We start from the raw sequence: 23,425 nt of genomic DNA, 5'->3' as shown, positions 1-23,425 counted from the left end.
AGGATCGGCGCACATGACCGAAGTACGGCAGTTCTCACCGCAGGCGCCGATCAGGGTCTTCCTGCTGGACGACCACGAGGTCGTCCGGCGCGGCGTCCACGACCTGCTCGACTCGGAACCCGACATCGAGGTGGTCGGCGAGGCCGCGACCGCCGCGCAGGCCGAGGCCCGCGGACCGGCCCTGCGGCCGGACGTCGCCGTCCTGGACGTCCGGCTGCCCGACGGCGACGGCATCACCGTCTGCCGCGAGCTGCGGTCGCGGATGCCCGGTCTCGCCTGCCTGATGCTGACGTCCTTCGACGACGACGACGCGCTGCTCGACGCGATCATGGCGGGCGCGGCGGGCTATGTGCTCAAGCAGATCAAGGGCTCCGACCTGGTCGCCGCCGTGCGGACCGTCGCGTCGGGGCAGTCGATGCTCGACCCGGCCACCACCTCCCGGCTGATGAGCAATCTGCGCGGCGGCGGCCCGACAGCGACGGCGGAACCCGAGGTCGAGGCGCTCGCCTCGCTGTCACCGCGCGAGCGCGAGATCCTCCAACTCGTCGGTGAGGGGCTCACCAACGGCCAGATCGGCAAGCGCCTGTACCTGTCGGAGAAGACGGTCAAGAACAACGTATCGCGGCTGCTGGCCAAGCTCGGCGTGGAGCGCCGCATCCAGGCGGCCGTCATGGCCACGCACGACACCGCCCAGCACTCCGGACCGGAGCACGGCCGCCGCTGAACACGGGGCCGACCGGCCCTCCGGCCGGGCACCAAACGGCCCCTCCCGCCGCCCGTCGTGCTCCGTCAGCCTGGAAGCAGGACGGCCGGGAGGAGAACACGATGCGGACCGCACCACTGGACGCGGAGACCCTGGAGAAGCTGATCTCCGCGGCGGGCGCGGCGCCTTCGATCCACAACACTCAGCCGTGGCGGTTCCGGCTCGACCCCGACACCAGCACGCTGGAGGTACGGGCGGCCGTCGACCGCGGGCTGCGGCACGTCGACCCGATGGGACGCGCCGTCCACCTGTCAGTCGGCGCCGCCCTGTTCAACCTCCGGGTCGCGGTCGCCCACTTCGGCTGGGACCCGGTGCCGCGGCTGCTGCCCGACCCCGCCGAGCCCGACCTGCTGGCCTCCGTACGCCTGGCCGGACCGCTGCCGACCGGTGCCCGCCGCGACCGGCAGGACCTGTACGACGCGATCTGGCGGCGGCACAGCAGCCGTCTGCCGTTCTCCGAGCAGGCGCTTCCCGCCCAGGTGCTGACCGAACTGGCCGAGGCCGCGGACGCCGAGGGCGCCCGGCTGGTACGGCCCGCCGCGGAGGAGACGGCCCGCCTGCTGGAGTTCACCACGGAGGCCGAGCGGCGCGGCATGAGCGATTCCGACCGCCGGGCCGAGAGCCGGAGCTGGATCCGTGAGGGGAGCGCGGACGGCCTGCCGGGCCGGGCGCTCGGCCCGCAGGACAGCGCGGGCCGACTGCCGCTGCGGGACTTCTCCGCGCTGCGCCCGGAGAACTACCAGCCTTCCGCGGCCTTCGAGCGGCACCCGGTGATCGCGGTCCTGTCCACCTGCCACGACCGCCCCGCCGACTGGCTGCGCGCCGGTCAGGCGCTGGAGCACGTCCTGCTCGTCGCGACCACTCACACTGTCCGCGCGTCACTGCTCCATCAGGCGCTGGAGTGGGACGACCTGCGGTGGCTGCTGCGCGACCCGCGCGGCGGCATGGAACACGTACAGATGCTGATCCGCCTCGGCTACGGACCGGAGGGCCCGGCCACACCCCGGCGCCCCGTCGCCGACGTCACCGATGCCGGAACGCACACGCCCGAGGGCCTGTCCGGCGGATCACGAACGGCCCCTTCGACCCCTGGCACGCACGCCCGCCGCGTTGCCGGAATACCCGAATAGCTCCGCTATGAGGCCATCCCGGCGCCTTGCGCTCGCACGCGCCAGGCGCCGCCTGGACCGCCCATGATCCGCCGGACAGGCCCTAGGTGTATTGACCCGGAGGGTTGTTGACGCGCCCGGCGCTCGGCTGCGCCTTGGGCCCCGCCGAGGGCGGGGCAGCCGGCACCCGCCAGACCAGGCGGGTGCCGCCGCGGGGGCTGGCGGAGAGGGTCAGTTCGCCCCCGAGCCGCGCGGCCCGCTCCTCCAGATTGCGCAGCCCGCTGCGGTGCCCGCCGGAAGGGGCGCCCACGCCGTCGTCGTCGACCGTGACGGTCAGGGTCCCGGACGCGACGACCAGGGAGACCTCGGCGGAGGTCGCCCGGGCGTGCCGCCCGACGTTGGAGAGGGCTTCGACCAGGACGGCGACGGTCTCCTCCGCGACCGGCGTGGGCACATCGGTGTCGATCAGCCCCTCCATCCGCAGGGCGGGGGTGAAGCCGAGCGTCGGGACCGCGTCCTCGACCGCCATCGAGGCACGTATCCGAAGGCCGCGCGCGGTCCGCTCCCGGTCGTGCGAGCGCAGCCCGAAGATCGTCGAGCGAATGATCTTGATGGTCTCGTCCAGGTCGTCCACCGCGCGCAGCAGCCGCTCGCTCGCCTCCGGATGCTGGACGAAGCGCACCGCGCTCTGCAAGGTCATCCCCGTGGCGAACAGCCGTTGGATGGCCAGGTCGTGCAGGTCACGGGCGATCCGGTCGCGGTCCTCCAGCAGCGCGAGCTGCTCGGCGCCGCGCCGCCGCTCGGCCAGCTCCAGCGCCAGCGCGGCCTGCCCGGCGAAGCTCAGCAGCGGCGAGGACTCCGCCTCGGTGAAGGGGACAGAACCCAGCTCGCGGGCGAGCAGCAGCACACCGCGCACCGCGCCGCCCGCCATCATCGGCACGGCGATCGTCGGCCCCAGGCCGTTCCAGCGCGGCGGCCCCGACGTCACCCGCGGGTCCTTGGCGATCTCCACCGTGGTGATCGGCCGCGCCGCGGCCATCGCGGCGCCCATGAACGAGCCCTCGCACGGCAGCACCAGACCGCGGTGGGTCTCGGCGTCCACCCCCACGGCGATCATCACCTGGAGGTCGGTGGTCCCCTCGACCGGCAGCGCCACCACGCCCAGGTCCGCGGCCAGGATGTGCCGGCCGTGCTCGACGATCAGCCCGAGCACATCCATCTCACCGGCGCCCGACAGCAGCTTGCTCACGATCTCCGCGTTGGCCGCCATCCACCGCTGCCCCTCGCGGGCGGTCTTGTACAGCCGCGCGTTCTCGATCGCGACACCCGCCGCGACCGCCAGGGTCGACAGCAGCGTCTCGTCGTCGCCGTCGAACTCCCGGCCACCGCGCTTCTCGGTGAGATAGATGTTTCCGAAGACCTCGTCGCGCACCCGGATCGGCACCCCGAGGAAGGAGCGCATCGGCGGATGGTTCGCCGGGAAGCCGTACGACGCCGGGTGATCGGACAACTCCGCGAGCCGCAGCGGCTCCGGGTGGCGGATCAGCTCGCCGAGCAGACCGTGCCCCGAGGGCAGCGGCCCGATCGCGCGGGCCTCCTCCTCGGACACCCCGACGGTCAGGAACTCCGAGAGCCGGGCGTCGTCGCCGATCACGCCCAGCGCGCCGTACTCGGCGTCCACCAGGACGACCGCGGTCTCCACGATCCGCCGCAGCACATGTGCGAGGTCCAGCTCCCGGCCCACCGACAGCACGGCCTCCAGCAGGCTGTGCACCCGATTCTGCGTGCCGCGCACCGCCCCGATGCGGACCTGCAACTCGTCCAGCAGCTCATCGAGCTGCAAACGGGGCAAGCGCCCGCCCGAGCTGTCGCCGTCCTCTCCCACCGGTCCTCCACGCGCACCGCGAACCCCGAGCATCAGCCCCTGCCCACACCGTATCGGCTGGGGTGCCCTGACGGCGGCCGAGTGCCGAGGCGAGAATCGGCGTACGAGCGGCTACGAGGGCTGTGCTGCGTCTCGCGGCTCCCGCGCGGGCACGCTCACGGGCGCCTGATCCGCCGTGCGGGTGAGGAATTCCCGCACGCCCGCCACCAGGTGTTCGACCGCGACGTGCGGGCCCGCGCCGGTGTCGGCGGGTGTTCCCGTCGCGGCGCCGACGGCGAACACCTCGGGAGCGGCGCGGGACTGGAGGGTACGGGGGTCCACCCGGACGAGACCGCACGCGTCGCCGAGTCCGGCGGAGCGTACGACGTACCTGGCGCCGCCGTACAGCACACCGTCCGGCGTCGGTACGGGCCGCGCTCCGGTGGCCACCACGAGGACGTCGTAACCGATCGAGGAGCCGTCGGTGCAGCAGACCTCCCGCCGGGCCACGTCGACACTGCCGATCTCCGTGTGACGGATGTCGATCCCGGCGCGGAGCCGGCCGTCCTCCGGCGGCAGGAGGGTGCGCGGGCCGAGGACACCGATGGCCATGAGAAGTTCGACCTCGTGGTCACGCGTGTCGTATTTCCCGACCACGACGATCTGGAATTCGCTCTCGTCGTACCGGCGGCGCAGTCTGTTGGCCGCCAGGATTCCGGTACTGCCGTTTCCCAGGATGACGATTCGCTTCTTCATACCCGCACTGTCCGGCAGCCCCGGTCACGTCCACCACGGGCCAACCGGCCTTCCCCCCGAGGCCGTTCGGGCACCGGCTCGACGACGCGATCCGGTCGGCGGCCGACCGAACCGGGCGGCCCGGGGCCGCGCCACTCGCGGGGCGCGGCGGCGACGGACCAATCGCCTCAGGTGGCCGCCGGGGCGTGCGGCACGATCGCCACCGGCAGCGTCACCCGGCGGAGAACGGCGTGCGCGGTCGAACCGAGATGCGCGCTGACCGGGGTGGTACGGGGGCGGCGGCCCAGGACGAGGAGCGCGGCGTGCGATGCCGCCGCCGCGAGCCGCGCGGCGGCCCCCGCGACCACGGCCTCGGTGACCACCGGGGTACGGGGGTGCTTCTCGGCCCAGGGGCCCAGGGCAGCCGCGAGTGCCTGATCGGGATCAACGGGACCGACGCCGTCGTGGAGCGGCTCGCTCCAGCCGTGGACGACGCGCAGCCGCGCGCCGCGCCGGGCGGCTTCGTCGAAGGCGAATTTGACCGGTCGGCCGTCCGGCGCGGCCAGGTCGAGGCCGAGGACGACGTCACCGGCGCCGTCGGCTCCCGATGGAGCACCCGTGCCGGAAGCGGCGCTCACCAGGACCACGGGGACCGGTGCCCGGCCCGCGACGGTGAGCGCGGTCGAGCCGAGCACAAGCTCCTGCACCGCCCCCGCGCCTCGTGTGCCCAGCACCATCAGCTCGGCGCTGTCGGCGGCGGAGAAGAGCACCGGAAGCACCTGCTCGGCGATCTGGTCGACGGTGACGGACAGGTCCGGATGCCGGCGGCCGATCTCGTCCGCGGTCGGGTGGGCGGACCACGCGGGACGCGTCACGCGCTCACGGGGAGCCGTCGGCCTGACCGGTCCCGTACGGACGTGTCCGGGCGGGACCGCCTGTACGAGACGCAGCGGGAGTCCGCGGCGCACGGCGTCGTCCGCGGCCCAGTCCGCCGCCGCGAGGCTCTCGGCCGAGCCGTCCGTCCCCGCGACGACGGCGCCCTTGACGATCGCGCGGGTCATGAGTGGACCTCCTTGGCGTGTTCCGTCCCCCTGCCTCCAGCATCCCCGCTTTCGGCGCTCGGCGTGCGGGACCGACGCCCCCGTGACCGGACCGAACGGGCCGGAGCCGTGCGATTGCGGCGGGGTCGGCCGAGATTCGCCGACGAGAACGCCGGATCAGAATGTCGGATCAGTACGCCGGATCAGGACGTCGGATCACATGGTCGGATCAGAAGATCGTGCTACGCCGATCCGCCGGGACGTACGGCGGGCGGGTGAATTCGTCGTCGCGCGTACATCCATCGGGTCCGCCCGCGCATCCCCTGGTCGAGTCGCGTTCTTGAACGCCCGCGCAGGGTTGACCGTTGGAGTATTCGTCGTGAAAACCGGCAGTAATATCATTCGTCGCATGTCCGTGGCGGCCCTCACGGCAGGGGCCGTTCTGGCGTCCACCGGGCTCGCGGTCCCGGCCCGCGTCGAAGCGACCCCGGCGCCCGCGGCGACGGCGTCCCGGACCGCCGCCCCCGCGATCGTCGCCAAGGGCGGCTTCGTGATGGACGACGGCACCGGCCGGACACTGTTCACGAAGGCCGCGGACACCCGCCGTTCCACCGGATCGACCAGCAAGGTCATGACGGCCCGGGTGGTGCTGGCCGACAGACGCCTCGACCTGAACGCGCAGGTCACCGTCCAGAAGGCGTACCACGACTACGTGGTGGCCAAGCGCGCGTCGTCGGGTGGTCTGGTCGTCGGCGACCGGCCCACCGTCCGGCAGTTGCTGTACGCGATGATGCTGCCGTCCGGCTGCGACGCGGCGTACGCGCTGGCCGACACCTTCGGCAGCGGCCGGACGCGGGCCGCCCGCGTGAAGTCGTTCATCGCGAGGATGAACTCCACGGCGAAGGGCATCGGTCTGAGGAACACCCACTTCGACTCGTTCGACGGCGTCGGCAACGGATCGAACTACTCGACTCCGCGCGATCTGACGAGGATCGCGAGCAGCGCGATGCGATACCCCACGTTCCGTGCCGTGGTGAAGACGAAGTCGGTCCGGCAGAGCGTCGCGATGAAGAACGGCGGCCACCGCACCATGACGTGGACCAATACCGACACGCTGCTCGGGAGTTATCGCGGCGCCGCCGGGGTCAAGACCGGATCCGGGCCCGTGTCCCTGTTCTGCCTGGTCTTCGCGGCCACCCGCGGCAAGAGGACCGTCATCGGCACGGTGCTCGCCGCCCCGACGCAGGCGGCCCGCACGGCGGACGCGCGGAAGCTGATGGACTACGCGCTGAAGGGGTAGCGGTACGGGGGCGGGAAGCCTCCCGCCACCTGCCCGGCATGGCGTTCGCGGGCGGGGGTAGGGGACGTTCATCCCCCGCAGGGGACTCGCAGGGGACCGCGCCCGGCCGCCCATCGCCCCACCGGCATGGCGGCCGGGGGCCCCGACCGTCACCGGAGCCGGGGCTCGGTCGGCGAGCACACAACGACTCGGTGCGGGAGCGTGCGAGATGTCCGTGAAAGCAGTCGGCTGGGCCAGGTCGTTCCCTGTCTCGTACGGCGTCAGGGCCGGGCGCGAGTGGGCGCGCGAGCACCTGGACGTGCTCGGCTGGAGCACGCAGGCGCCCGACACGGCGGACTCCGTCGTCCTGACCGTCTCCGAACTCGTCACCAACGCCCATGTGCACGCGCACAGCGAGGCCCAGGTCGTCATGGTCTGGGACGGCTGCTGCCTGCACCTGAGCGTCAGCGACTCCTCCGACATGCTGCCCGCCGAGAAGGCGCCCGACGAGGAGCGCACCCACGGCCGGGGCATGGCCATCGTGGACGCGCTCGCCGACGAGTGGGAGGCCCACCCGCGCCCCGACGGAAAGACCGTCACCGCCTGCTTCCACGCGCCCGGCGGCACCTGTACGCACTCCTGGTGAAGCGCCCCGTCGCGGGTGAACTCCAGTCAACTCCTGGAAACTCCTGCGAACTCCCGTGAACGCCGCCCCATTTCGGTATCAGTACGGCGACACATTCGCAGGGCGATAATCCGACCGCAAAGCCGCGAAAACGGCGTTTTCGCGCTGTACAGACCGTCCCCCGCACGGGCATACTCGGTCACCGGCCAACAGGCCGATCATCGTCGGCGGCGAGACTCCATCGCAGGCCACCGGGCACGAGTCTCGCGCACGGCGTAGGGTCCGACCCGCTCCGCCTGCCTCCGCTGCCCGTTCACAGTGCAGGGAGCAGATTCAGTGCAGCGTTCCATCACCAGACGAGCCATAGGCGTGGTCGGCCTCGGCTCGCTCACCGCCGCCGTCACGCTGGCGGGCGTCGGTACGGCGCAGGCGTCCGGCAACGACAAGAACAACTGCGGCCGGTCGCACATCGAGCACTCCGAGGACGGCGGGAAGACCTGGTCCGACAACGGCCGGATCAACGACCCGGCCCCGACGAAGATCACGGTCCGGCTGACGGACAAGGTCAACAAGGGCTGCACGTACGTCGTCTCGCTCGCCTCCTACAGCGCCGAGGGCCCCACCTGGGACACCTCGGGCACGCAGGCGTTCCTCGGCTGGGACACCACCCAGCTCGACCACAAGAACACCCGGGCCACCCTGGACGTCAGCGCCTACGCGCCGTCCTGCTTCGGCCAGATCGACCTGTACGGCAACGGCATCAAGTACGACGGCGGCGAGGGCAAGGGCCACGGCAAGCTGCCGCGCTACCCGTACTCCGCGACCCCCGAGAACCTGATCACGGCGTGGAACGGCAGCGCGCCGTGCTCCACCCCGTCCCCGTCGCCCAGCGACTCGGTGACCGACTCCCCGTCCCCGTCCCCCAGCGAGACGACGGACAGCCCCGAGCCCAGCGACTCGACCACCACCTCGCCCGAGCCCTCGGACAGCGAGACGACCAGCCCGTCCCCGACGGACTCCGTCACCGACACCCCGTCGGACTCGCCGTCGGACACCCCGTCCGACACTCCGTCGACGACGCCGAGCTCCAGCGCCCCGGTCGTCGACGACACCACGTCACCGACGGCGTCGCCCACGAACTCCGCGGGCCCGGTCGGCTCGCCGGTCGTGGAGCCGGCCTCCGACACCTCCAGCGGTGACCTGGCCGAGACCGGCGGCAACGGCTCGCAGACCGTGGCCTTCGCGGGCGGCGGCGCCGCCCTGCTGGTCCTCGGCGCGGGCGCGGTCTACTTCACCCGCCGCCGCAACAGCAGCGCCCACCGCTGACGGATCCGGCGTACGCGGGCCGGGAGCACGCCGTGACGGCGTGCTCCCGCCCGACGTACGCCGGTCCGCGCGGTACGCCGACTCGGCGCGTCCGCCGCTCAGTTGAGGTGGGCGCGCCAGTCCGCCGGGACCCGGCCTGCCGGGCCCGGCACCGGCTGGTCGGCCGGACGGCTCTGCGGCGGGGCCAGCGCCACGTCGGTCTCGACGTACGCGTCGGTCGTGAAGTCCCAGAACCAGTCCTCGCCCGGCTCGAAGGTCCGCATGATCGGATGGCCGGTGGCCGCCGAGTGCGCGCTCGCGTGCTGCGCGGGCGACGAGTCGCAGCAGCCGATGTGCCCGCACTGGGCGCAGCGGCGCAGATGGAACCACCAGCCGCCCGCCGCGTCGCAGTCGGCGCAACCGGCCCCGCTGGGCCGGGCGGTGGGGTCGATACCTGGGGTGGTCGTCATGACGGCTCCCGCTGATTGTCGGACGGACTGTCGGAGCTGGCCTGCGGTGCCGCCTCCGGCCGGGCGTCGGACGCGGCATCAGGTGCGGCCTCCGGCTGCTCCGCCGTGAGCGGCAGGCGGACCAGGAAACGGGTGTCGCCGGGCACCGACTCCGCCTGGAGGTCGCCGTGGTGCTTGTTCACCACGATGCGCCAGGAGATGTCGAGTCCCAGCCCCGTGCCCTCGCCCACCGGCTTGGTGGTGAAGAACGGCTCGAAGATCCTTTCCCGGATCTCCGGCGCGATACCGGCTCCGGTGTCACGGAACTCGACCAGAAGCTGCTCGCGGTCCAGCGCCGTACGCACCGTCAGCGTGCCCGTCCCCTCCATCGCGGCCACCGCGTTGTCGATGAGATTGGTCCACACCTGGTTCAGCTCACCCGGATAGCCGGGGATCTTCGGCAGCGTACGGTCGAAGTCCTTGACCACCTTGATGCCCGGACCGAATTTGCCGGTCAGCATGTGCAGCGTGCTCTCCAGCAACTCGTGCACGTCGACCACCTGGTACGGCGCCCGGTCGAGCTGCGAATACTGCCGCGCCGCGTTGACCAGGGTCGAGATCCGGGCCGTGGAGTCCTGGATCTCGTTCATCAGCAGCTCGGTCTCGACGGTGTAGTTCAGCCACCGCATCGCGCTGTCGAGGGTGTCGGGCGTGACCGTCGCGGCCACCCGCTCCAGCCAGTCCGTGTCGAGCCCGGCCTGCACGAAATTCGGCGCGAGGTCCCACCCGGCCGTCACGCCGTGGTCGTCGAGCCAGTCGGAGATGGCGTCCTCGCGGTCCGAGGTCTCCATCGGGGTGAGCTGCACGGCCTTCGCGGACTGCTCCACCGCCCGCTCCTGGAGCTCGATCAGCGTCGCGAGCGTGGCCCGGTCGAGCGGCCCCCCGGCGATCATGCCGAGTTTGTGCCGCATCCCGGCCACCCGTTCGCGCAGCGTGGCCGTGGCCCGCAGCGCCGCCGCGGCCGGATTGTTCAACTCGTGGGTGAGACCGGCCGACAGCGACCCCAGGGCCAGCAGCCGCTCACGCTGGCCGATGGCCTGCTTGGTGCTGCGGTTGCCGAAGAACAGCCCCTCCAGCATGTGCACGGCCATCGGGAACCACTCGCGCATCAGCTCGGCGAAGTGGTCCGCCGACAGCACGTAGAAGCGCGACGGCTCGGTGACCCGCAGCGAGCTGTTGTAGACCTGCGGCACCCGGTCGCCCAGATACGACTGGAAGGCGCCCGCGTAGACCCCGCGGTCCGAGGTGCGCGAGACCTCCACGTCGTCGGCGCCCACCCGGCGCGACATCACCACCGTGCCTTCGAGCAGCACGTAGAAGCAGGTCGCGGGCTCGCCCTCCAGATAGACGGCGCCCGGCTCCTCCATCTGCACCCGGCCCTTGCGGCACAGCCAGTCCAACTGGTCGTCGGTCAGCTTCTCGAACAAGAAGAGCGAGCGCAGCTCGGCCACGTCGCACGGCAGGTACTGGACGCTCATAGCCGCTCCAGGTATCGGTGGACGAGCATGACGGCCATGGCGCCCTCGCCGACCGCGGACGCCACCCGCTTGGCGGACTCGGCGCGCGCGTCACCGGCCACGAACACCCCCGGCACGCTGGTCTCCAGGTGGTACGGGGGCCGCTCCAGCGGCCAGTCCACCGGGCGTTCGCCCGGCGGCGCCAGATCGGGACCGGCCACGACGAACCCGCGTTCGTCGCGCAGCACCACCCCGTCCAGCCAGTCCGTCAGCGGGGCGGCGCCGATGAACACGAAGAGCCAGCCCGCGTCGACCGTCTCGGTCAGGCCGGTCGTGGTGTCGCGCAGCGTGATCCGCTCCAGATGGTCCTCGCCCTCGGCGGACACGACCTCCGTGCGCGTACGCACCTTGATCGCCGGGGTGGCCCCGATCTGCTGCACCAGATAGTGCGACATGGACGAGGTCAGCGAGTCGCCCCGGACCAGGATCGTCACGGACTTGGCGCCCCTGGCCAGATACACCGCGGCCTGCCCGGCGGAATTCGCCCCGCCGACGATGTACACGTCCTGCTCCTGGCAGCGGGCCGCCTCGGTCAGCGCGGAACCGTAGAACACACCGCGGCCCGTCAGCTCCGACACGCCGGGCGCGTCGAGCTGCCGGTAGGACACGCCGGTCGCCAGGATCACCGTGTGCGCCGAGACCGCGGAGCCGTCGGCGAAGGTCACGGTCCGCGCCGAGCCGCTGACCTTGAGCCCCGTGACCTCGCACGCGGTCAGGATCTCGGCGCCGAAGCGGGTGGCCTGCCGGTGCGCGCGGTCGGTGAGCTGCCCGCCGGAGACCCCGTCGGGGAAGCCCAGGTAGTTCTCGATCCGGGAGCTCTGCCCCGCCTGCCCGCCGGTCGCGGTGCGCTCCACCAGCACGGTCCGCAGCCCCTCGGACGCGCCGTAGACCGCGGAGCCGAGACCGGCGGGGCCGCCGCCGATGACCACCAGGTCGTAGAAGCGCGCCGAGGGCGTCGTCGCCAGACCGACACTGCTGGCCAGATCCTGGTCGGTCGGCTCCACCAGCGGCTTGCCGTCCGGGGTGATCACCACCGGCAGCCGTACCCCGTCCTCGTCCGCGGCGGCCAGCAGCTTCTGGCCCTCCGGCTCGTCCGAGGCGTACCAGTGATACGGCACCTGATTGCGCGCCAGGAATTCGCGGACCCCGGACGACCGCGCCGACCAGCGGTGGCCGATGACCTTCGTCTCCCGCACCGGCCGGTGGTCCGAGGCGCGCCAGGCGTCGAGCAGCGCGTCCACCACCGGGTACAGCTTCTCCTCCGGCGGGTCCCAGGGCTTGAGCAGATAGTGGTCGAGGTCCACCACATTGATGGCGTCGATGGCCGCGCCCGTGTCGGCGTACGCCGTCAGCAGCACCCGGCGGGCGCCCGGATACACATCCATCGCCCGTTCGAGGAATTCGATGCCGTTCATCGCGGGCATCCGGTAATCCGCCAGGATCACCGCGACCGCGTCACCGCGCAGCCGCATCTCGCGCAGCGCCTCCAGCGCCGACTCCCCGGACTCCGCCCGGACGATCCGGTGCTCCTCGCCGTAACGCCGCCGCAGGTCGCGTGCGACCGCACGCGACACCGAGGGATCGTCGTCGACGGTCACGATCACGGTCCGTGTCGCGCCGCTGGGCTCTGTCCCCAGCATCCATGCCCCCATTCGTGCGGATCACCGGTGCCGGGCCACGGCATGGCGCCGGGGCCCGCCACTCCCATCCTAGGTACGCGGCCTGCCACCCGCAGTTCCACCGTGTTCGCCCTCGGAGGACGCGCCCGGCGGCGCCTCGGAGACCCCCGGCCGCCGCGCCGTACGCGCTCACTGTCAGGCGCCGGGCACCACGGAGCGTGACGGTCCGACCGGCTCGACAGGAGGTCCGGGCCCATCGACGGCACACTGAGGGACGGACCAGGACGATCCGCCCCGCCGACCCGGCGGCCCGCGGGAACGCGTCCGGCCCCGCGTCGAACCCGTCAGGTGGTGATTGCCGTGTCCATGCGCCAGAGCCCGCGCCCCGGGACGGGCGCGACATCCAGCGACGCCGTCTTCGGCGCGCCGTGCTGGGTCAGCCTGACCTCGCGCGACCTGGCCGCGACCCACCGCTTCTACGCGGCGGTCCTGGGCTGGACCTACCGCGGGACGAAGCTGGGCGGCCGGTTCAGCGTCGCGCTGGACGACGGCAGGCCGGTGGCGGGCATCGCCGAGCTGGCCTCCGCCTGGCAGGTGCCCGTCGCCTGGACGCCGTACTTCGCGGTCGAGGACGCCGACGAGACCGCGGCCAGGATCAGGGAGCGCAGCGGCACCGTCGCCGTCGGCCCGATCGCCTTCGAATCCGGCCGCGCGGCCCTGGCCGCCGACCGCAACGGCGCCGTCTTCGGCATCTGGGAGGGCCTGCTCTCCGAATCCTGGCCGCGCTGGCGCGACGAGCAGCCGGTGTGGCTGCGGCTGCGCACCCCCGACCCGTTCGAGGCGGCCATCTTCTACGGCGAGGTGCTGCTGTGGGCCAGCGACCGGCCCGGCGCCTGCGAGGTGGCGTACGAGGGCGACGAGGTGGTGCTTCGCAGCGCGGGGCGGGTCGTGGCCCGGCTCGGCCGCGGTGCCGTCCAGGCCGCGCCCGACCCCGTCGAGCGCCCGCACTGGGAGGTCTTCTTCACCCTGCGCGACCTGCCCGCCGCGCTGCGGGCGGTCCGCGCCAACGGCGGCGGTGTCGTGGCGCACCACGCGGGCCCCGCAGGGGAGTCGGCGGTCGTCCGTGACCCGGACGGCGGACTGTTCACGCTGACCGCGCCGGAGGTCGCGTAGCCCGTTCGGGGCTGCCCGTCAGCCGTGTGCGCGCGACGAGGTGCGGGCCGGGCGGTACCGGGTCACGGTGAAGGCTCACCCACCAACACACAGGAGAGTGACATGCTTCGTCGTATCGCCATCACCGTCGCCGCCGTTTCCGCCGCCGGGCTCATGTCGGCTGTTCCGGCCGCTGCCGCCGTCTCGCACGACGGCGGTCACGCCGGGATGGGCGGCTTCCACACCGCGGGCGGCTTCGCCGGCTTCGAGAAGACCAACCTCGGCGGCCCGTACGGGATCACCACCGTCAAGGGTGAGATCGGTGGCTTCGAGGCCGGCGGCGGCTACGCGTTCGAGGGCCACCACAGCTCCCACTGACGTCGCGGCCGTCCGCTGACGGCCCGCGTCCGCGCGTGCGGCGGCCCCGCGCCCACGGTTTCTCCCTGCCGTGGGTGCGGGGCCGCCGTCGTGCCCGCTCGGGTGCCGCCCGCTCGGGCGTCGTGCGCTCAGGTGTTGTTGGCGAGATTGCGCAGTCCGCTCAGCGCCCCGTTGAAGTAGTCCTGGTCACCGGGGAAGACGCCGGAGTCGGCGTGCTGCCAGAAGGTGTAGAACGGCCAGCCGGCCGGCAGGGTGCCGACGCTGGAGGCGTACCGCGCGATGAACAGCGGGTCGTTGGCCGAGTAGGCGGAGGTGTTGCCCGTGCAGGTCGTCCACCAGTTGGTCGTGGTGTAGATCGTCGCCCAGCGGGTGGTCTTGGCGTGCACCTCATTGATGAACGACGTGATCCAGGTCCGCATCGCGGCCTGGCTCAGCCCCCAGCAGGTGGACGACGGCCCGTACTCGATGTCCAGCATGGGCGGCAGCGTCTTGCCGTCCTTGGACCAGCCGCCGCCGTGCGCGACGAAGTAGTCGGCCTGGGCCGCGCCCGTCGAGGCGTTGGGGTTCGCGAAGTGGTAGGCGCCCCGGATGAAGCCCGCGTTGTACGAACCCGTGTAGTTCGCCGAGAAGTTGGGGTCACGGAAGGTCGTGCCCTCGGTGGCCTTCATATAGGCGAACCGGGCGCCGTTGGCGTACGCGCCCGCCCAGTTGACGGCGCCCTGGTAGTGGCTCACGTCGAAGCCGAGGGTCTGGGCGGCGTTCGGGGTCACCGTGCCGCCGCCGTTCGACCGGCCCTCGTGGGCCGCGACGGTCGAGCCCATCCAGTCCAGTTCGGGGTGTGCGATGGGGCTGCCGCCGCCGGAAGGGGAGGCCGCGGTGGCCGCGCCGGGAGCCGCGACGAACAGGGCGAGGAGAGCGGTCAGCGTGCCGATCGCCGCGAGCGCGCGGCGTGGCACCGACCCGCGCCGGGAGTCGTGTCCGGCGTTGTCCATGTGCGCCTCCAAGGGCGAGGGGGGTGGTGCCTTGGTGGTGTGGCCATGACAATGAAGGAGGTTACGCGCGTAGAGCCCTGGGGCGGAAGGGGCTCCGGTGACCGTCATTGGTCTATGCCAGTACGCGGGGCCGGGAGCTGCGGCGCGCCCCGGCGGTGAAAGTACGCAGGACGCCGCCGGAGGCGGTGTGGACAGCGTGCCCGGCGGTGTGGTTAATCGAGGCATGGACCCCGGCGGTCGGCGACGCGGCCACGGCCGGGGCGCGGACGACCGGGCGGCGCGGCCCGTGCATCCGGCACGTTCGCTTCCGGCACGATCGGTACGTTCTCGCACGTCGGCGCGGTTCCAAGGAGGGGGAGACCCGGTGAGCAGCAGCCTCAACAAGGGCAGCGGGAAGATCGAGGTCCAACTGCGGTGGGATCCGAGTCCGTTGGGCTCGCCCGACACCGATCTCGACCTGATCGCCGCGACGTTCGCCACGGACGACCGGCACGGCGAGCCCGCGTACCTCGTGTACTTCGACAGCCGCTCGCCCGACGGCACCATCACCTTGAACCGCGACAGCAAGACCGGCAAGGGCTTCGGCGCCGACGAGAGCATGACCATCGAACTCGACCGGCTGTCGGCCTCGTACGGCCGCGTCGTGGTGGGCGTCGCCATCCAGCAGCGCGACGGCCGGCTCACCTTCGGCCAGGCGGCGAACCCCGACATCCGGTTACTGGAGGGATACAACGCCCTCCTGGAGTACGACTTCGCCGACGTGGCCGACGCCACCGCCGCGACCGTCGCCGAATTCACCCGCGGGGACGCGGGGGAGTGGCGGTTCCACCGGAACATCCGCGGATACGACGCCGATCCGGCCGCCTTCGGACGGCTGATGGGCGGCGGGGCCGCCTAGGGCCTGTCCGGCGGATCACGAACGGCCCCTTCGACCCCTGGTACGCACGCCCGCCGCGTTGCCGGAATACCCGAACGGCTCCGCTATGAGGCCGTCCCGGCGCCTTGCGCTCGCACGCGCCAGGCGCCGCCTGGACCGCCCATGATCCGCCGGACAGGCCCTAGAGAGCGGCCGTTGCTTCCTGGCGCGCGCCCGTCGTCTGGTCCAGGACGACGAGCCGGGGCGCGCCGTCGGCCTGCCCGCGGATCGCGGGAGGTGGCCGCACGCCCGGAGACGGCGCGAGCGGAACGGCAACTGGCGTCCTGTGGGCGGAGATTACGCGCCGCCGGTCAGCGGACACGTCATCACATAAGTCGCCGAATGGGTGAAGGCGCCATCATGTCGGCGCCGGGCGCGGCTCCGGCGCTGCTAGCTTCCGTGATGTTGGTCTGATTACACCGATTCGTCCCCTTGTGGGTCGATCTGTGCTGATCGGTTGTCCGGATGCACGGCGCACGGGTCGCACCTGGCCGTTCTGACCGAAGGCGTGGAAATCTGCATGTCCGACAAGGCCGGACCGAGCGATGGCAGCGGCGGCGGCACGCTGGGGCGTCTGGAGAACCGCCCTCCGGTGTCGTTCGGGATGGAGGTGCTGCGCGGCATCGCGCAGGTGGACTTCATGCCGAGCGCGCTGTGCGGGGCGGTGTTCCTCGCGGCGCTGTTCGTCTCGGGCTGGCAGCACGGGGTGTACGGGCTGCTGGGCGCGGCGGTCGCCACCGCGACGGCCCACGCGCTGGGCATCGAGCACGCGCTGGTCGGCGCGGGGCTGCGGGGGTTCAACGGCTGCTTGGTCGGCACCGGCTTCTCGGTCTTCCTCGGCCCCGGCCACTGGTCGACGTTCCTGCTCGCCGTCTTCGCCTCCAGCCTGGTGGTCGTGGTGACGACGGCCCTGGCGATCATGCTGGGGACCTGGGACGTACCGACGTTCACCATTCCGTTCTGCCTGGTCACCACCGTCATGACCGTCGGGGCGCCGGGATTCGAGAAGGCGTGGCACCAGGGGCACAGCCTCGCCGCCCTGCCCGCGACCGCGAGCGGCCGGACCGCGCTGACGTGGGATCAGGCCTGGCACGCCTTCCTCTCCAGCTTCGGCCAGATCTTCTTCATGTCCCAGTGGTACGTCGGCCTGATGTTCCTCATCGGCATCGCGCTGGCCAACCGGCTGGCGGCGGCGATGGCGTGTGTGGGGAGCGCGACCGCGCTGGCCGTCGCGGTCCTGCTCGGCGCACCGGCGGCCGAGGTCGGTCAGGGGCTGCTGGGGTACAACGCGGTCCTGGTGGCGATGGCGCTGTGCGGGGTGTTCATCGCGCCCGGCCCCTGGAGCCTGGTCTACGCCATCGGCGGCGCGGGGGTGGCGACGGTGGTGACCGCCGCCCTCGACAACATCGTCGCGCCTTTCGGCGGACACGCCCTCACCTGGCCGTTCGTGCTGACCGCCGTGGTCTTCGTCGCCGCCGTCCCCTCGATCCCGCGCCTGCGCCGCACGTGACCGCCCGCACGTGACCGCCCGTATGCGACCGCCCGTATGTGATCACCCTCGGGCGGCCTCCCGCCCCCTGTCCGTACCCCTGAAGCCGAAGAGCCCAACCGAAGAGCCGAAGAGCCCAAGAAGAGAGTGAACGGATGAACCTCGCCCCTCGCGAAGTCGACAAGCTCCTCATCTACGTGGTGGCCGATCTGGCCCGCAAGCGCCGTGACCGCGGTGTGAAGCTGAACTACAGCGAGGCATGCGCGCTGATCAGCGAGGCCATCCTGGAGGCCGCGCGCGACGGGCGCTCCGTCGCGGAGTGCATGGAGCTGGGCAAGCAGGTCGTCGCCGCCGGTGACGTGATGCCGGGCGTACGCGACATGCTGCCGCTGCTCCAGGTGGAGGCCGGATTCGTCGACGGCACCAAGCTGGTGTCCTGTCACGACCCGGTCGGGGCATGACGGCGCCGAGCCCCGTCACTGTGCGCACCCCGGCCGCCGCCGCGAGCGTGGTGCTCGTCGGCGGGCACGAGAGCGCCGCCGCCCGCGACCTCGCGCCGTGGGCCGGGAGCGGCGCCGGGGACACGTACACCGTGGTCCCGGCAGGCGCGCCCCTCACCCAGGCGGTCGCCCGCCTGCTCGCCGAGCGTGACGCACCGGTCTGCGTGATCCCGATGACGCTGGGCCGCGACCGCGCGCTGGTCGCCGAGGCGGCGCGGTCGCTGCGCTGGGCGCAGGAGGGCGGCGGCAGCGGACGTACGGTGCTGAGCGCGCCCTTCGGCACCCAGGACCACCTGGTCGGCTGGCTGCGCGCCGCCGCGGGCCGGGGCGCGGGGGACGCTACCGCCGTCCTGGTCACCGCGCCCGCCGCCGACCCGTTCGCCGACGCCGAACTGTTCCGGGTGGCCCGGCTGGTGCGCCAGTACGGCGGCCACCGCTGGGTCGAGGTCGCCTTCACCGACGGCGACCCCGATGTGCCGCAGGGCGTGGAGCGCTGCCGACGGCTCGGCGCCGAGGACGTGCTGCTGCTGTCGGCCGGGTTCGGGCCGCCCGCCACGTCGTCCCCGCCGGTCGCGGGCGCGGTCGACGGCGGCCCGCTGCTGAGCCGGGCGGCCGTCGAGGGGGTCGTCGCGGCCCGCCGCACCGAGGCCCTGCACCGGCTGGCGCACGGCGACGACGGCGTCGCCGCGGGCCTGGACGCCGAACACGGCCACGGCTTCGCCCACACGCACGCGGACACCTCCGCACCATCCGCACCGGGCGCGCACACCCACAGCCACCCGCACCCCCATCTCCCGCACTGAACCGACCGGTTGCCGCCGTTCCCGCGAGAAAGAGAGACCAGCCATGCCGAATTACTTGTACGGCGATGATCCCGTCGAGATCAACGCCGGCCGCGCCACGGCCACGGTCACCGTGTCGAACACCGGTGACCGCGGGGTCCAGGTCGGCTCGCACTACCACTTCTTCGAGGCCAACCGGGCCCTGGAGTTCGACCGCGAGGCCGCGTACGGAATGCACCTGGACATCCCCGCGGGCACCTCGGTGCGCTTCGAGCCCGGCGACTCACGGGAGGTGACGCTGACCGAATTCGGCGGCCACCGGCGGCTGGTCGGCTTCAGCGGTCTCGTCAACGGCGGCCTGAACTCGGCCACCACCCGGATCGCCGCCGAAGCCCGCGCCGTCGCCCTGGGGTTCAAGGGCGCGACGGGGGACACCGCGGGCGGCGCGGGCAAGAGCGCTGCCGCCGACGGCGCCGCGAAGAACGACAAGGGCGCGAAGAGCGCGAAGAACAAGACGAAGGGTGACCGGTGATGGCGACGCTCCCGCGCAAGCAGTACACGGACCTGTACGGCCCGACCGTCGGCGACCGCTTCCACCTCGCCGACACCAACCTCGTCGTCGAGGTCGAGAAGGACTTCAACGAGGGCCTCTACGGCGACGAGGCCGTCTACGGCGGCGGCAAGAGCATCCGTGACGGCATGGCCCAGGACCCGCAGGCCACCGCCGCCCAGGGCGCGTTGGACCTGGTCATCACCAACGTGGTCGTGCTGGACCCGGTGCTGGGCGTGGTCAAGGGCGACATCGGCGTCAAGGACGGCTTCATCGCGGCGGTCGGCAAGTCCGGCAACCCGCACACCCAGAACGGCGTCCACCCCCTGCTGACCATCGGTCCCGGCACCGAGGTCATCTCCGGCGAGCACCTGATCGCGACGGCCGGCGGCATCGACACGCACATCCACTTCGTCTCCCCGCAGCAGGCCGAGGCGGCGCTGAGCAACGGGATCACCACGCTGGTGGGCGGCGGCACCGGACCCACCGACGGCACCAACGGCACGACCTGCACGCCGGGCCCGTGGAACATCGGCCGGATGTACCAGGCGGCCGAGGATCTGCCGGTCAACATCGGGCTGTTGGGCAAGGGCAACGGCTCGCAGCCCGACGCGCTGGTGGAGCAGGTCGAGGCCGGGGTGTGCGGTCTGAAGGTGCACGAGGACTGGGGCACCACCCCGGCCGTGATCGACACCGCGCTACGGGTCGCCGACGAGTACGACGTGCAAGTGGCCATCCACACCGACTCGTTCAACGAGTCCGGGTTCTTCGAGGACACCCTGTCCGCGATCGACGGCCGTACGATCCACACCTTCCACACCGAGGGCGCCGGCGGCGGGCACGCCCCGGACATCATGCGGATCGCCGGTGAGCCCAACGTCCTGCCGTCGTCCACCAACCCAACCCTGCCGTACACGGTGAACTCGGTGGACGAGCTGCTGGACATGGTGATGGTCTGCCATCACCTCAGCCACGACATCCCCGAGGACGTGTCCGTCGCCGACTCGCGGGTCAGGGCGGAGACGATCGCGGCCGAGACGGTGCTGCACGACGAGGGCGTCATCTCCATCTTCTCCTCCGACTCCCAGGCCATGGGCCGGGTCGGCGAGTCCTTCACCCGCGCCTTCCAGACCGCCCATCACTGCAAGGACCAGCGCGGCAAGCTCGACGGCGACAGCGAGCGCAACGACAACCTGCGCGTGCTGCGCTACCTCGCGAAGATGACGATCAACCCGGCCATCGCGGCGGGCATGGCCGAGCACATCGGGTCGCTGGAGGCGGGCAAGCTCGCGGACATCGTGCTGTGGCCGATCAACGCCTTCGCGGCCAAGCCGAAGATGGTCATCAAGGGCGGCCTGGTCAACTGGGCGCAGATGGGGGACCCCAACTCCTCGCTGCCCACCCCGCAACCGGTCTACTACCGGCCGATGTTCGGCGCGAAGGGCCGCGCCAAGCAGGCCACCCGGGTCTCGTTCATGTCCCAGGCGGGCATCGCGGGCGGTGTCCCGGAGCGGCTCGGCCTGGAGAGCAGGATTCTGCCGGTACGGCACTGCCGCTCGGTGGGCAAGCAGCACATGGTCCGCAACAACTCCCTGCCGAAGATCACCGTCGACCCCGAGACGTACAAGGTGACGCTGGACGGAGTCCCCACGACCATCGACCCCGCCCGCGAACTGCCGCTCACCCAACTGTTCTTCCTGGCATGACGTCTTCGAACGGCGCGTACGCCTCGAACGACGCGCACGCTCCGGCCGCCCCGCACGCTCCGGCCGACTCCGTCATGGGGCGGCCGGGGCGGCTGGGGGCGCTGCTGGTCAGCCTCCAGCTGACCGACTCGGCCTTCCCCAGCGGCTTCTACACCCTCTCGCACAGCCTGGAGGGCTTCGCCCAGGCCAAGGCCGTGACGGCGGCCGACGTGCCGGGGCTGCTCGCCGATCTGCTGCGCCACGGGATCGGTCCCTGCGACGCCACCGCCCTGGTGCTCACGCACCGGGCGGTGTGCGCGGGGGACTGGGACCTGGTCGCGCGGGTCGACCAGCGGTTGCACGCGGCCAAGCTCAACCGCGAGACGCGGGTGGCCTCCACCCGCGTCGGGCGCCAACTCCTCGACATCGCGGGCACCGTGATCGGCGGACCCGTGCTGGAGCGCTACGCGGCGCTCGTGGCGGGCGGCGGTGCGCCGGGGTCGCAGGCGGCGGTCGCGGGCGCCGTGTACGCCGCCGCCGGGGTGGACGCGGAACAGGCGGTGACCGGCGACCTGTTCGCGCTCGCCGTCAGCTTCGTCGGCGCGGCGCTCCGGCTGCGCCTGACCGACCACGTACGGGCCCAGGTCGTCTTGCGGGCGACGGCGCCGGTGATCGAGGAGGTCGTCGGGCGGGCCCTCGCCGCGGAGTTGGCCGACCTCGGGGGCTGCGTACCGATGGCCGACGTCATGTCGGGCCGCCACGAACGCGCGCAGGCCCGGCTGTTCATGACCTGACGTTGCATCATGTCCCGACTCCGGCCGCACGGCCGGACCCCACCACGACACACACATTCAGCGACGGAAGGCAGCACCCCATGCACAACGAACGCCACGTCCTGCGCGTCGGCATCGCGGGCCCGGTGGGATCGGGCAAGACGGCACTGATCGAGGCCCTGGTGCCGATCCTCACCAGCCGCGGGCACCGGCCCGCCGTCGTCACCAACGACATCTACACCCAGGAGGACGCCCAGCACGTCCGGCGGACCCTGGAAGGCGTGCTCGACCCCGAGCGGGTGGTGGGCGTGGAGACCGGAGCGTGCCCCCACACGGCGGTGCGCGACGACCCGACGATGAACCTGGCGGCGGGCGCGGAACTGCTGGACCGTTTCCCCGACGTGGACACGCTGCTCTTCGAGTCCGGCGGCGACAACCTCACCCTCACCTTCAGCCCGGTCCTGGTCGATCTCTTCCTGTTCGTGCTGGACACCGCCGAGGGCGAGAAGATGCCCCGCAAGCGCGGTCCCGGCATCACCGAGTCGGACCTGCTGGTCATCAACAAGATCGACATCGCCCAGTACGTGCGGTGCGACCTGTCGGTGATGGAGGCCGACGCGCACCGGGTACGCGACGGCGCGCCGGTCATCCTCACCAACTGCCTGAGCGGGCAGGGTCTTGAGGAGATCGCCACCTTCCTGGAGACGTACCGCAAGGTCGCCGCCGTATGAGCCTCACCGGCGCCGCTCGTGCCCGGGCGCCGCGGCAAGCGCCGTCGCCGGCCGTACGGGTGGCCGAACCGGACGGCCCCGAGCACCCGGTGCGTACCAAGGGCTCCGACGACCGGGCCGTCGCGCCGTCGCGCCCCGCCCGGCTGGACCCGGCGCACTACGAGCCCGCGCGCGTCCCCCGGGAGGTCCGCCGGCACGCGGCCGTGCCCGACACCCTGCCGGTCGGTCACGCGGGCAAGGTCGGGCTGCTGGAGCTGACCTTCGAGCGCCGCGCCGAACGGACGGAACTGACCGGCCACTTCCAGAAGACCCCGCTCCAGATCATGCGGCCGCTCTACTACGACCCGGCCAGGCCCGACCTGCCCATCACACAGGTGATGTCGACCGGCGGCGGCATCCTGCAAGGCGACCGGCTCCGTATCGACGTCACCTGCGGACCGGGCGCGGCCACCCACCTCACCACGCAGACGGCCACCAGGGTCCACCGCATGGACTTCGACTACGCGACCCAGCAGGTCGCCGTCGACGCCGGAGCCGACTCCTACGTCGAGTACCTGCCGGACCCGACGATCCCCTACGCCGGGGCCCGTTACTACCAGCGCACCACCGTCACCGCCGACGCCACCGCGACCGTCCTGGCCGCGGAGACGCTCTACGCGGGCCGCCTGGCGCGCGACGAGCGCCACGCCTACGAGGTCTTCGCCTCCGACGTCGAGATCCGGCGCCCCGACGGCGCGCTCCTCGCCGTGGACGCCATGCGGCTCGAACCCCGCGCTGCCCCGGTGACCGGCCTGGCCGTCCTCGGCGGCCACGACATCGTGTCCACCTTCTACGTCGTCACCGCGCGCGCACCGGCCGCGGCCGTCGCCGACACCCTGCACGAGGCCCTCGCCGACAGCCCGGCGCTCTTCGGCGTGAGCGTGCTGCCCGGCGACAGCGGGGCCTGGCTGCGGCTGCTCACCGACGACCCGCGGACCGCCGCGAGCGCGCTGCGTCTCGCGTGGGACGCCGTACGCAGGCTGCTGATCGGCGTACCCGCGCCCGCGATGCGCAAGCCCTGACCCCCGCACGCCCGCCGACGACGACAACGGCGCCGACCTCGACCGAACGCC

The 23,425-nt window shown here is 72.3% G+C and carries 23 protein-coding genes; 16 read left to right on the top strand and 7 right to left on the bottom strand.

What is annotated here, in order from left to right; all coding sequences use genetic code 11:
* Positions 1–13: 13 nt before the first annotated feature.
* Both ACZ37P_RS33825 and ACZ37P_RS33820 read left to right on the top strand, forming a co-directional pair.
* Positions 14–724 carry a response regulator transcription factor gene (locus ACZ37P_RS33825; RefSeq protein WP_355347438.1) on the top strand — a complete coding sequence of 237 codons (711 nt, stop codon included), beginning with the start codon at positions 14–16 and terminating at the stop codon, positions 722–724.
* A 101-nt stretch (positions 725–825) separates the two neighbouring features.
* On the top strand, positions 826–1,893 hold the full coding sequence (locus ACZ37P_RS33820; RefSeq protein ID WP_467350230.1) for an Acg family FMN-binding oxidoreductase: 1,068 nt from the start codon (positions 826–828) through the stop codon (positions 1,891–1,893).
* An 82-nt stretch (positions 1,894–1,975) separates the two neighbouring features.
* On the opposite strand, the gene ACZ37P_RS33815 is transcribed toward ACZ37P_RS33820, so the two are convergent.
* The 3 genes from ACZ37P_RS33815 to ACZ37P_RS33805 form a co-directional block, all read right to left on the bottom strand.
* Entirely contained in the window at positions 1,976–3,790 is a 1,815-nt protein-coding gene (locus tag ACZ37P_RS33815) for a sensor histidine kinase (protein WP_467350228.1), read from the bottom strand.
* A 78-nt stretch (positions 3,791–3,868) separates the two neighbouring features.
* Entirely contained in the window at positions 3,869–4,492 is a 624-nt protein-coding gene (locus ACZ37P_RS33810; RefSeq protein WP_467350226.1) for an FAD-dependent oxidoreductase, read from the bottom strand.
* A 167-nt stretch (positions 4,493–4,659) separates the two neighbouring features.
* Complete coding sequence (locus ACZ37P_RS33805; RefSeq protein ID WP_467350224.1) at positions 4,660–5,532, bottom strand: universal stress protein; 873 nt, start codon at positions 5,530–5,532, stop codon at positions 4,660–4,662.
* A 388-nt stretch (positions 5,533–5,920) separates the two neighbouring features.
* Between ACZ37P_RS33805 and ACZ37P_RS33800 the strand changes: the two genes are divergently transcribed.
* The 3 genes from ACZ37P_RS33800 to ACZ37P_RS33790 all read left to right on the top strand — a co-directional run bounded on the left by ACZ37P_RS33800 (position 5,921) and on the right by ACZ37P_RS33790 (position 8,741).
* Positions 5,921–6,811 (top strand): D-alanyl-D-alanine carboxypeptidase family protein, encoded by an 891-nt coding sequence (locus ACZ37P_RS33800; RefSeq protein WP_467350222.1) that lies wholly within the window; start codon positions 5,921–5,923, stop codon positions 6,809–6,811.
* Positions 6,812–7,019: 208 nt separating this feature from the next.
* Complete coding sequence (locus tag ACZ37P_RS33795) at positions 7,020–7,436, top strand: ATP-binding protein (protein WP_355349754.1); 417 nt, start codon at positions 7,020–7,022, stop codon at positions 7,434–7,436.
* Positions 7,437–7,751: 315 nt separating this feature from the next.
* Complete coding sequence (locus tag ACZ37P_RS33790) at positions 7,752–8,741, top strand: LAETG motif-containing sortase-dependent surface protein (protein WP_467350219.1); 990 nt, start codon at positions 7,752–7,754, stop codon at positions 8,739–8,741.
* Positions 8,742–8,839: 98 nt separating this feature from the next.
* Here the strand turns inward: ACZ37P_RS33790 and ACZ37P_RS33785 are convergent, their stop codons facing one another.
* From ACZ37P_RS33785 to ACZ37P_RS33775, 3 genes are read right to left on the bottom strand one after another with little or no spacing between them, the layout of a single operon-like run.
* Positions 8,840–9,190: a UBP-type zinc finger domain-containing protein gene (locus tag ACZ37P_RS33785; protein WP_355349748.1), complete on the bottom strand. Its 351-nt coding sequence runs from the start codon at positions 9,188–9,190 to the stop codon at positions 8,840–8,842.
* Positions 9,187–10,707: an ATP-binding protein gene (locus ACZ37P_RS33780; protein WP_355349745.1), complete on the bottom strand. Its 1,521-nt coding sequence runs from the start codon at positions 10,705–10,707 to the stop codon at positions 9,187–9,189. Before ACZ37P_RS33780 ends, ACZ37P_RS33785 begins: the two co-directional genes overlap by 4 nt.
* Positions 10,704–12,386 carry an NAD(P)/FAD-dependent oxidoreductase gene (locus ACZ37P_RS33775; RefSeq protein WP_467350218.1) on the bottom strand — a complete coding sequence of 561 codons (1,683 nt, stop codon included), beginning with the start codon at positions 12,384–12,386 and terminating at the stop codon, positions 10,704–10,706. Before ACZ37P_RS33775 ends, ACZ37P_RS33780 begins: the two co-directional genes overlap by 4 nt.
* 345 nt (positions 12,387–12,731) lie before the next feature.
* Between ACZ37P_RS33775 and ACZ37P_RS33770 the strand changes: the two genes are divergently transcribed.
* Both ACZ37P_RS33770 and ACZ37P_RS33765 read left to right on the top strand, forming a co-directional pair.
* Positions 12,732–13,538, top strand: a complete 807-nt coding sequence (locus ACZ37P_RS33770) for a VOC family protein (protein ID WP_391164287.1) — start codon at positions 12,732–12,734, stop codon at positions 13,536–13,538.
* Positions 13,539–13,640: 102 nt separating this feature from the next.
* On the top strand, positions 13,641–13,895 hold the full coding sequence (locus ACZ37P_RS33765; RefSeq protein ID WP_355349739.1) for a hypothetical protein: 255 nt from the start codon (positions 13,641–13,643) through the stop codon (positions 13,893–13,895).
* Between the two features lie 128 nt (positions 13,896–14,023).
* On the opposite strand, the gene ACZ37P_RS33760 is transcribed toward ACZ37P_RS33765, so the two are convergent.
* Positions 14,024–14,887 carry a GH25 family lysozyme gene (locus tag ACZ37P_RS33760; RefSeq protein ID WP_467350216.1) on the bottom strand — a complete coding sequence of 288 codons (864 nt, stop codon included), beginning with the start codon at positions 14,885–14,887 and terminating at the stop codon, positions 14,024–14,026.
* Positions 14,888–15,251: 364 nt separating this feature from the next.
* Between ACZ37P_RS33760 and ACZ37P_RS33755 the strand changes: the two genes are divergently transcribed.
* The 9 genes from ACZ37P_RS33755 (at position 15,252) to ACZ37P_RS33715 (ending at position 23,374) form a co-directional block, all read left to right on the top strand.
* On the top strand, positions 15,252–15,785 hold the full coding sequence (locus ACZ37P_RS33755; protein ID WP_391052165.1) for a TerD family protein: 534 nt from the start codon (positions 15,252–15,254) through the stop codon (positions 15,783–15,785).
* Between the two features lie 538 nt (positions 15,786–16,323).
* Positions 16,324–17,313: an urea transporter gene (locus ACZ37P_RS33750; RefSeq protein WP_467350214.1), complete on the top strand. Its 990-nt coding sequence runs from the start codon at positions 16,324–16,326 to the stop codon at positions 17,311–17,313.
* A 134-nt stretch (positions 17,314–17,447) separates the two neighbouring features.
* Entirely contained in the window at positions 17,448–17,753 is a 306-nt protein-coding gene (locus ACZ37P_RS33745) for an urease subunit gamma (protein WP_355349727.1), read from the top strand.
* Complete coding sequence (locus ACZ37P_RS33740; RefSeq protein WP_355349724.1) at positions 17,750–18,595, top strand: sirohydrochlorin chelatase; 846 nt, start codon at positions 17,750–17,752, stop codon at positions 18,593–18,595. Before ACZ37P_RS33745 ends, ACZ37P_RS33740 begins: the two co-directional genes overlap by 4 nt.
* A 43-nt stretch (positions 18,596–18,638) precedes the next feature.
* On the top strand, positions 18,639–19,106 hold the full coding sequence (locus ACZ37P_RS33735) for an urease subunit beta (protein ID WP_355349721.1): 468 nt from the start codon (positions 18,639–18,641) through the stop codon (positions 19,104–19,106).
* Positions 19,106–20,830: an urease subunit alpha gene (gene ureC, locus ACZ37P_RS33730; RefSeq protein WP_355349718.1), complete on the top strand. Its 1,725-nt coding sequence runs from the start codon at positions 19,106–19,108 to the stop codon at positions 20,828–20,830. Before ACZ37P_RS33735 ends, ureC begins: the two co-directional genes overlap by 1 nt.
* Before the next feature lie 74 nt (positions 20,831–20,904).
* Complete coding sequence (locus tag ACZ37P_RS33725; RefSeq protein ID WP_467350293.1) at positions 20,905–21,603, top strand: urease accessory protein UreF; 699 nt, start codon at positions 20,905–20,907, stop codon at positions 21,601–21,603.
* A gap of 80 nt (positions 21,604–21,683) precedes the next feature.
* Positions 21,684–22,313, top strand: a complete 630-nt coding sequence (gene ureG / locus ACZ37P_RS33720) for an urease accessory protein UreG (RefSeq protein WP_355349715.1) — start codon at positions 21,684–21,686, stop codon at positions 22,311–22,313.
* Positions 22,310–23,374 carry an urease accessory protein UreD gene (locus tag ACZ37P_RS33715; protein ID WP_467350210.1) on the top strand — a complete coding sequence of 355 codons (1,065 nt, stop codon included), beginning with the start codon at positions 22,310–22,312 and terminating at the stop codon, positions 23,372–23,374. The genes ureG and ACZ37P_RS33715 overlap by 4 nt, the downstream gene beginning before the upstream one ends.
* The last annotated feature ends 51 nt before the right edge of the window (positions 23,375–23,425 follow it).

The organism is Streptomyces sp. NPDC024632 (genome assembly GCF_055559175.1).
The sequence above is the reverse complement of the archived record's forward strand: the minus strand, read 5'-3'. Positions and strand labels throughout refer to the sequence as shown.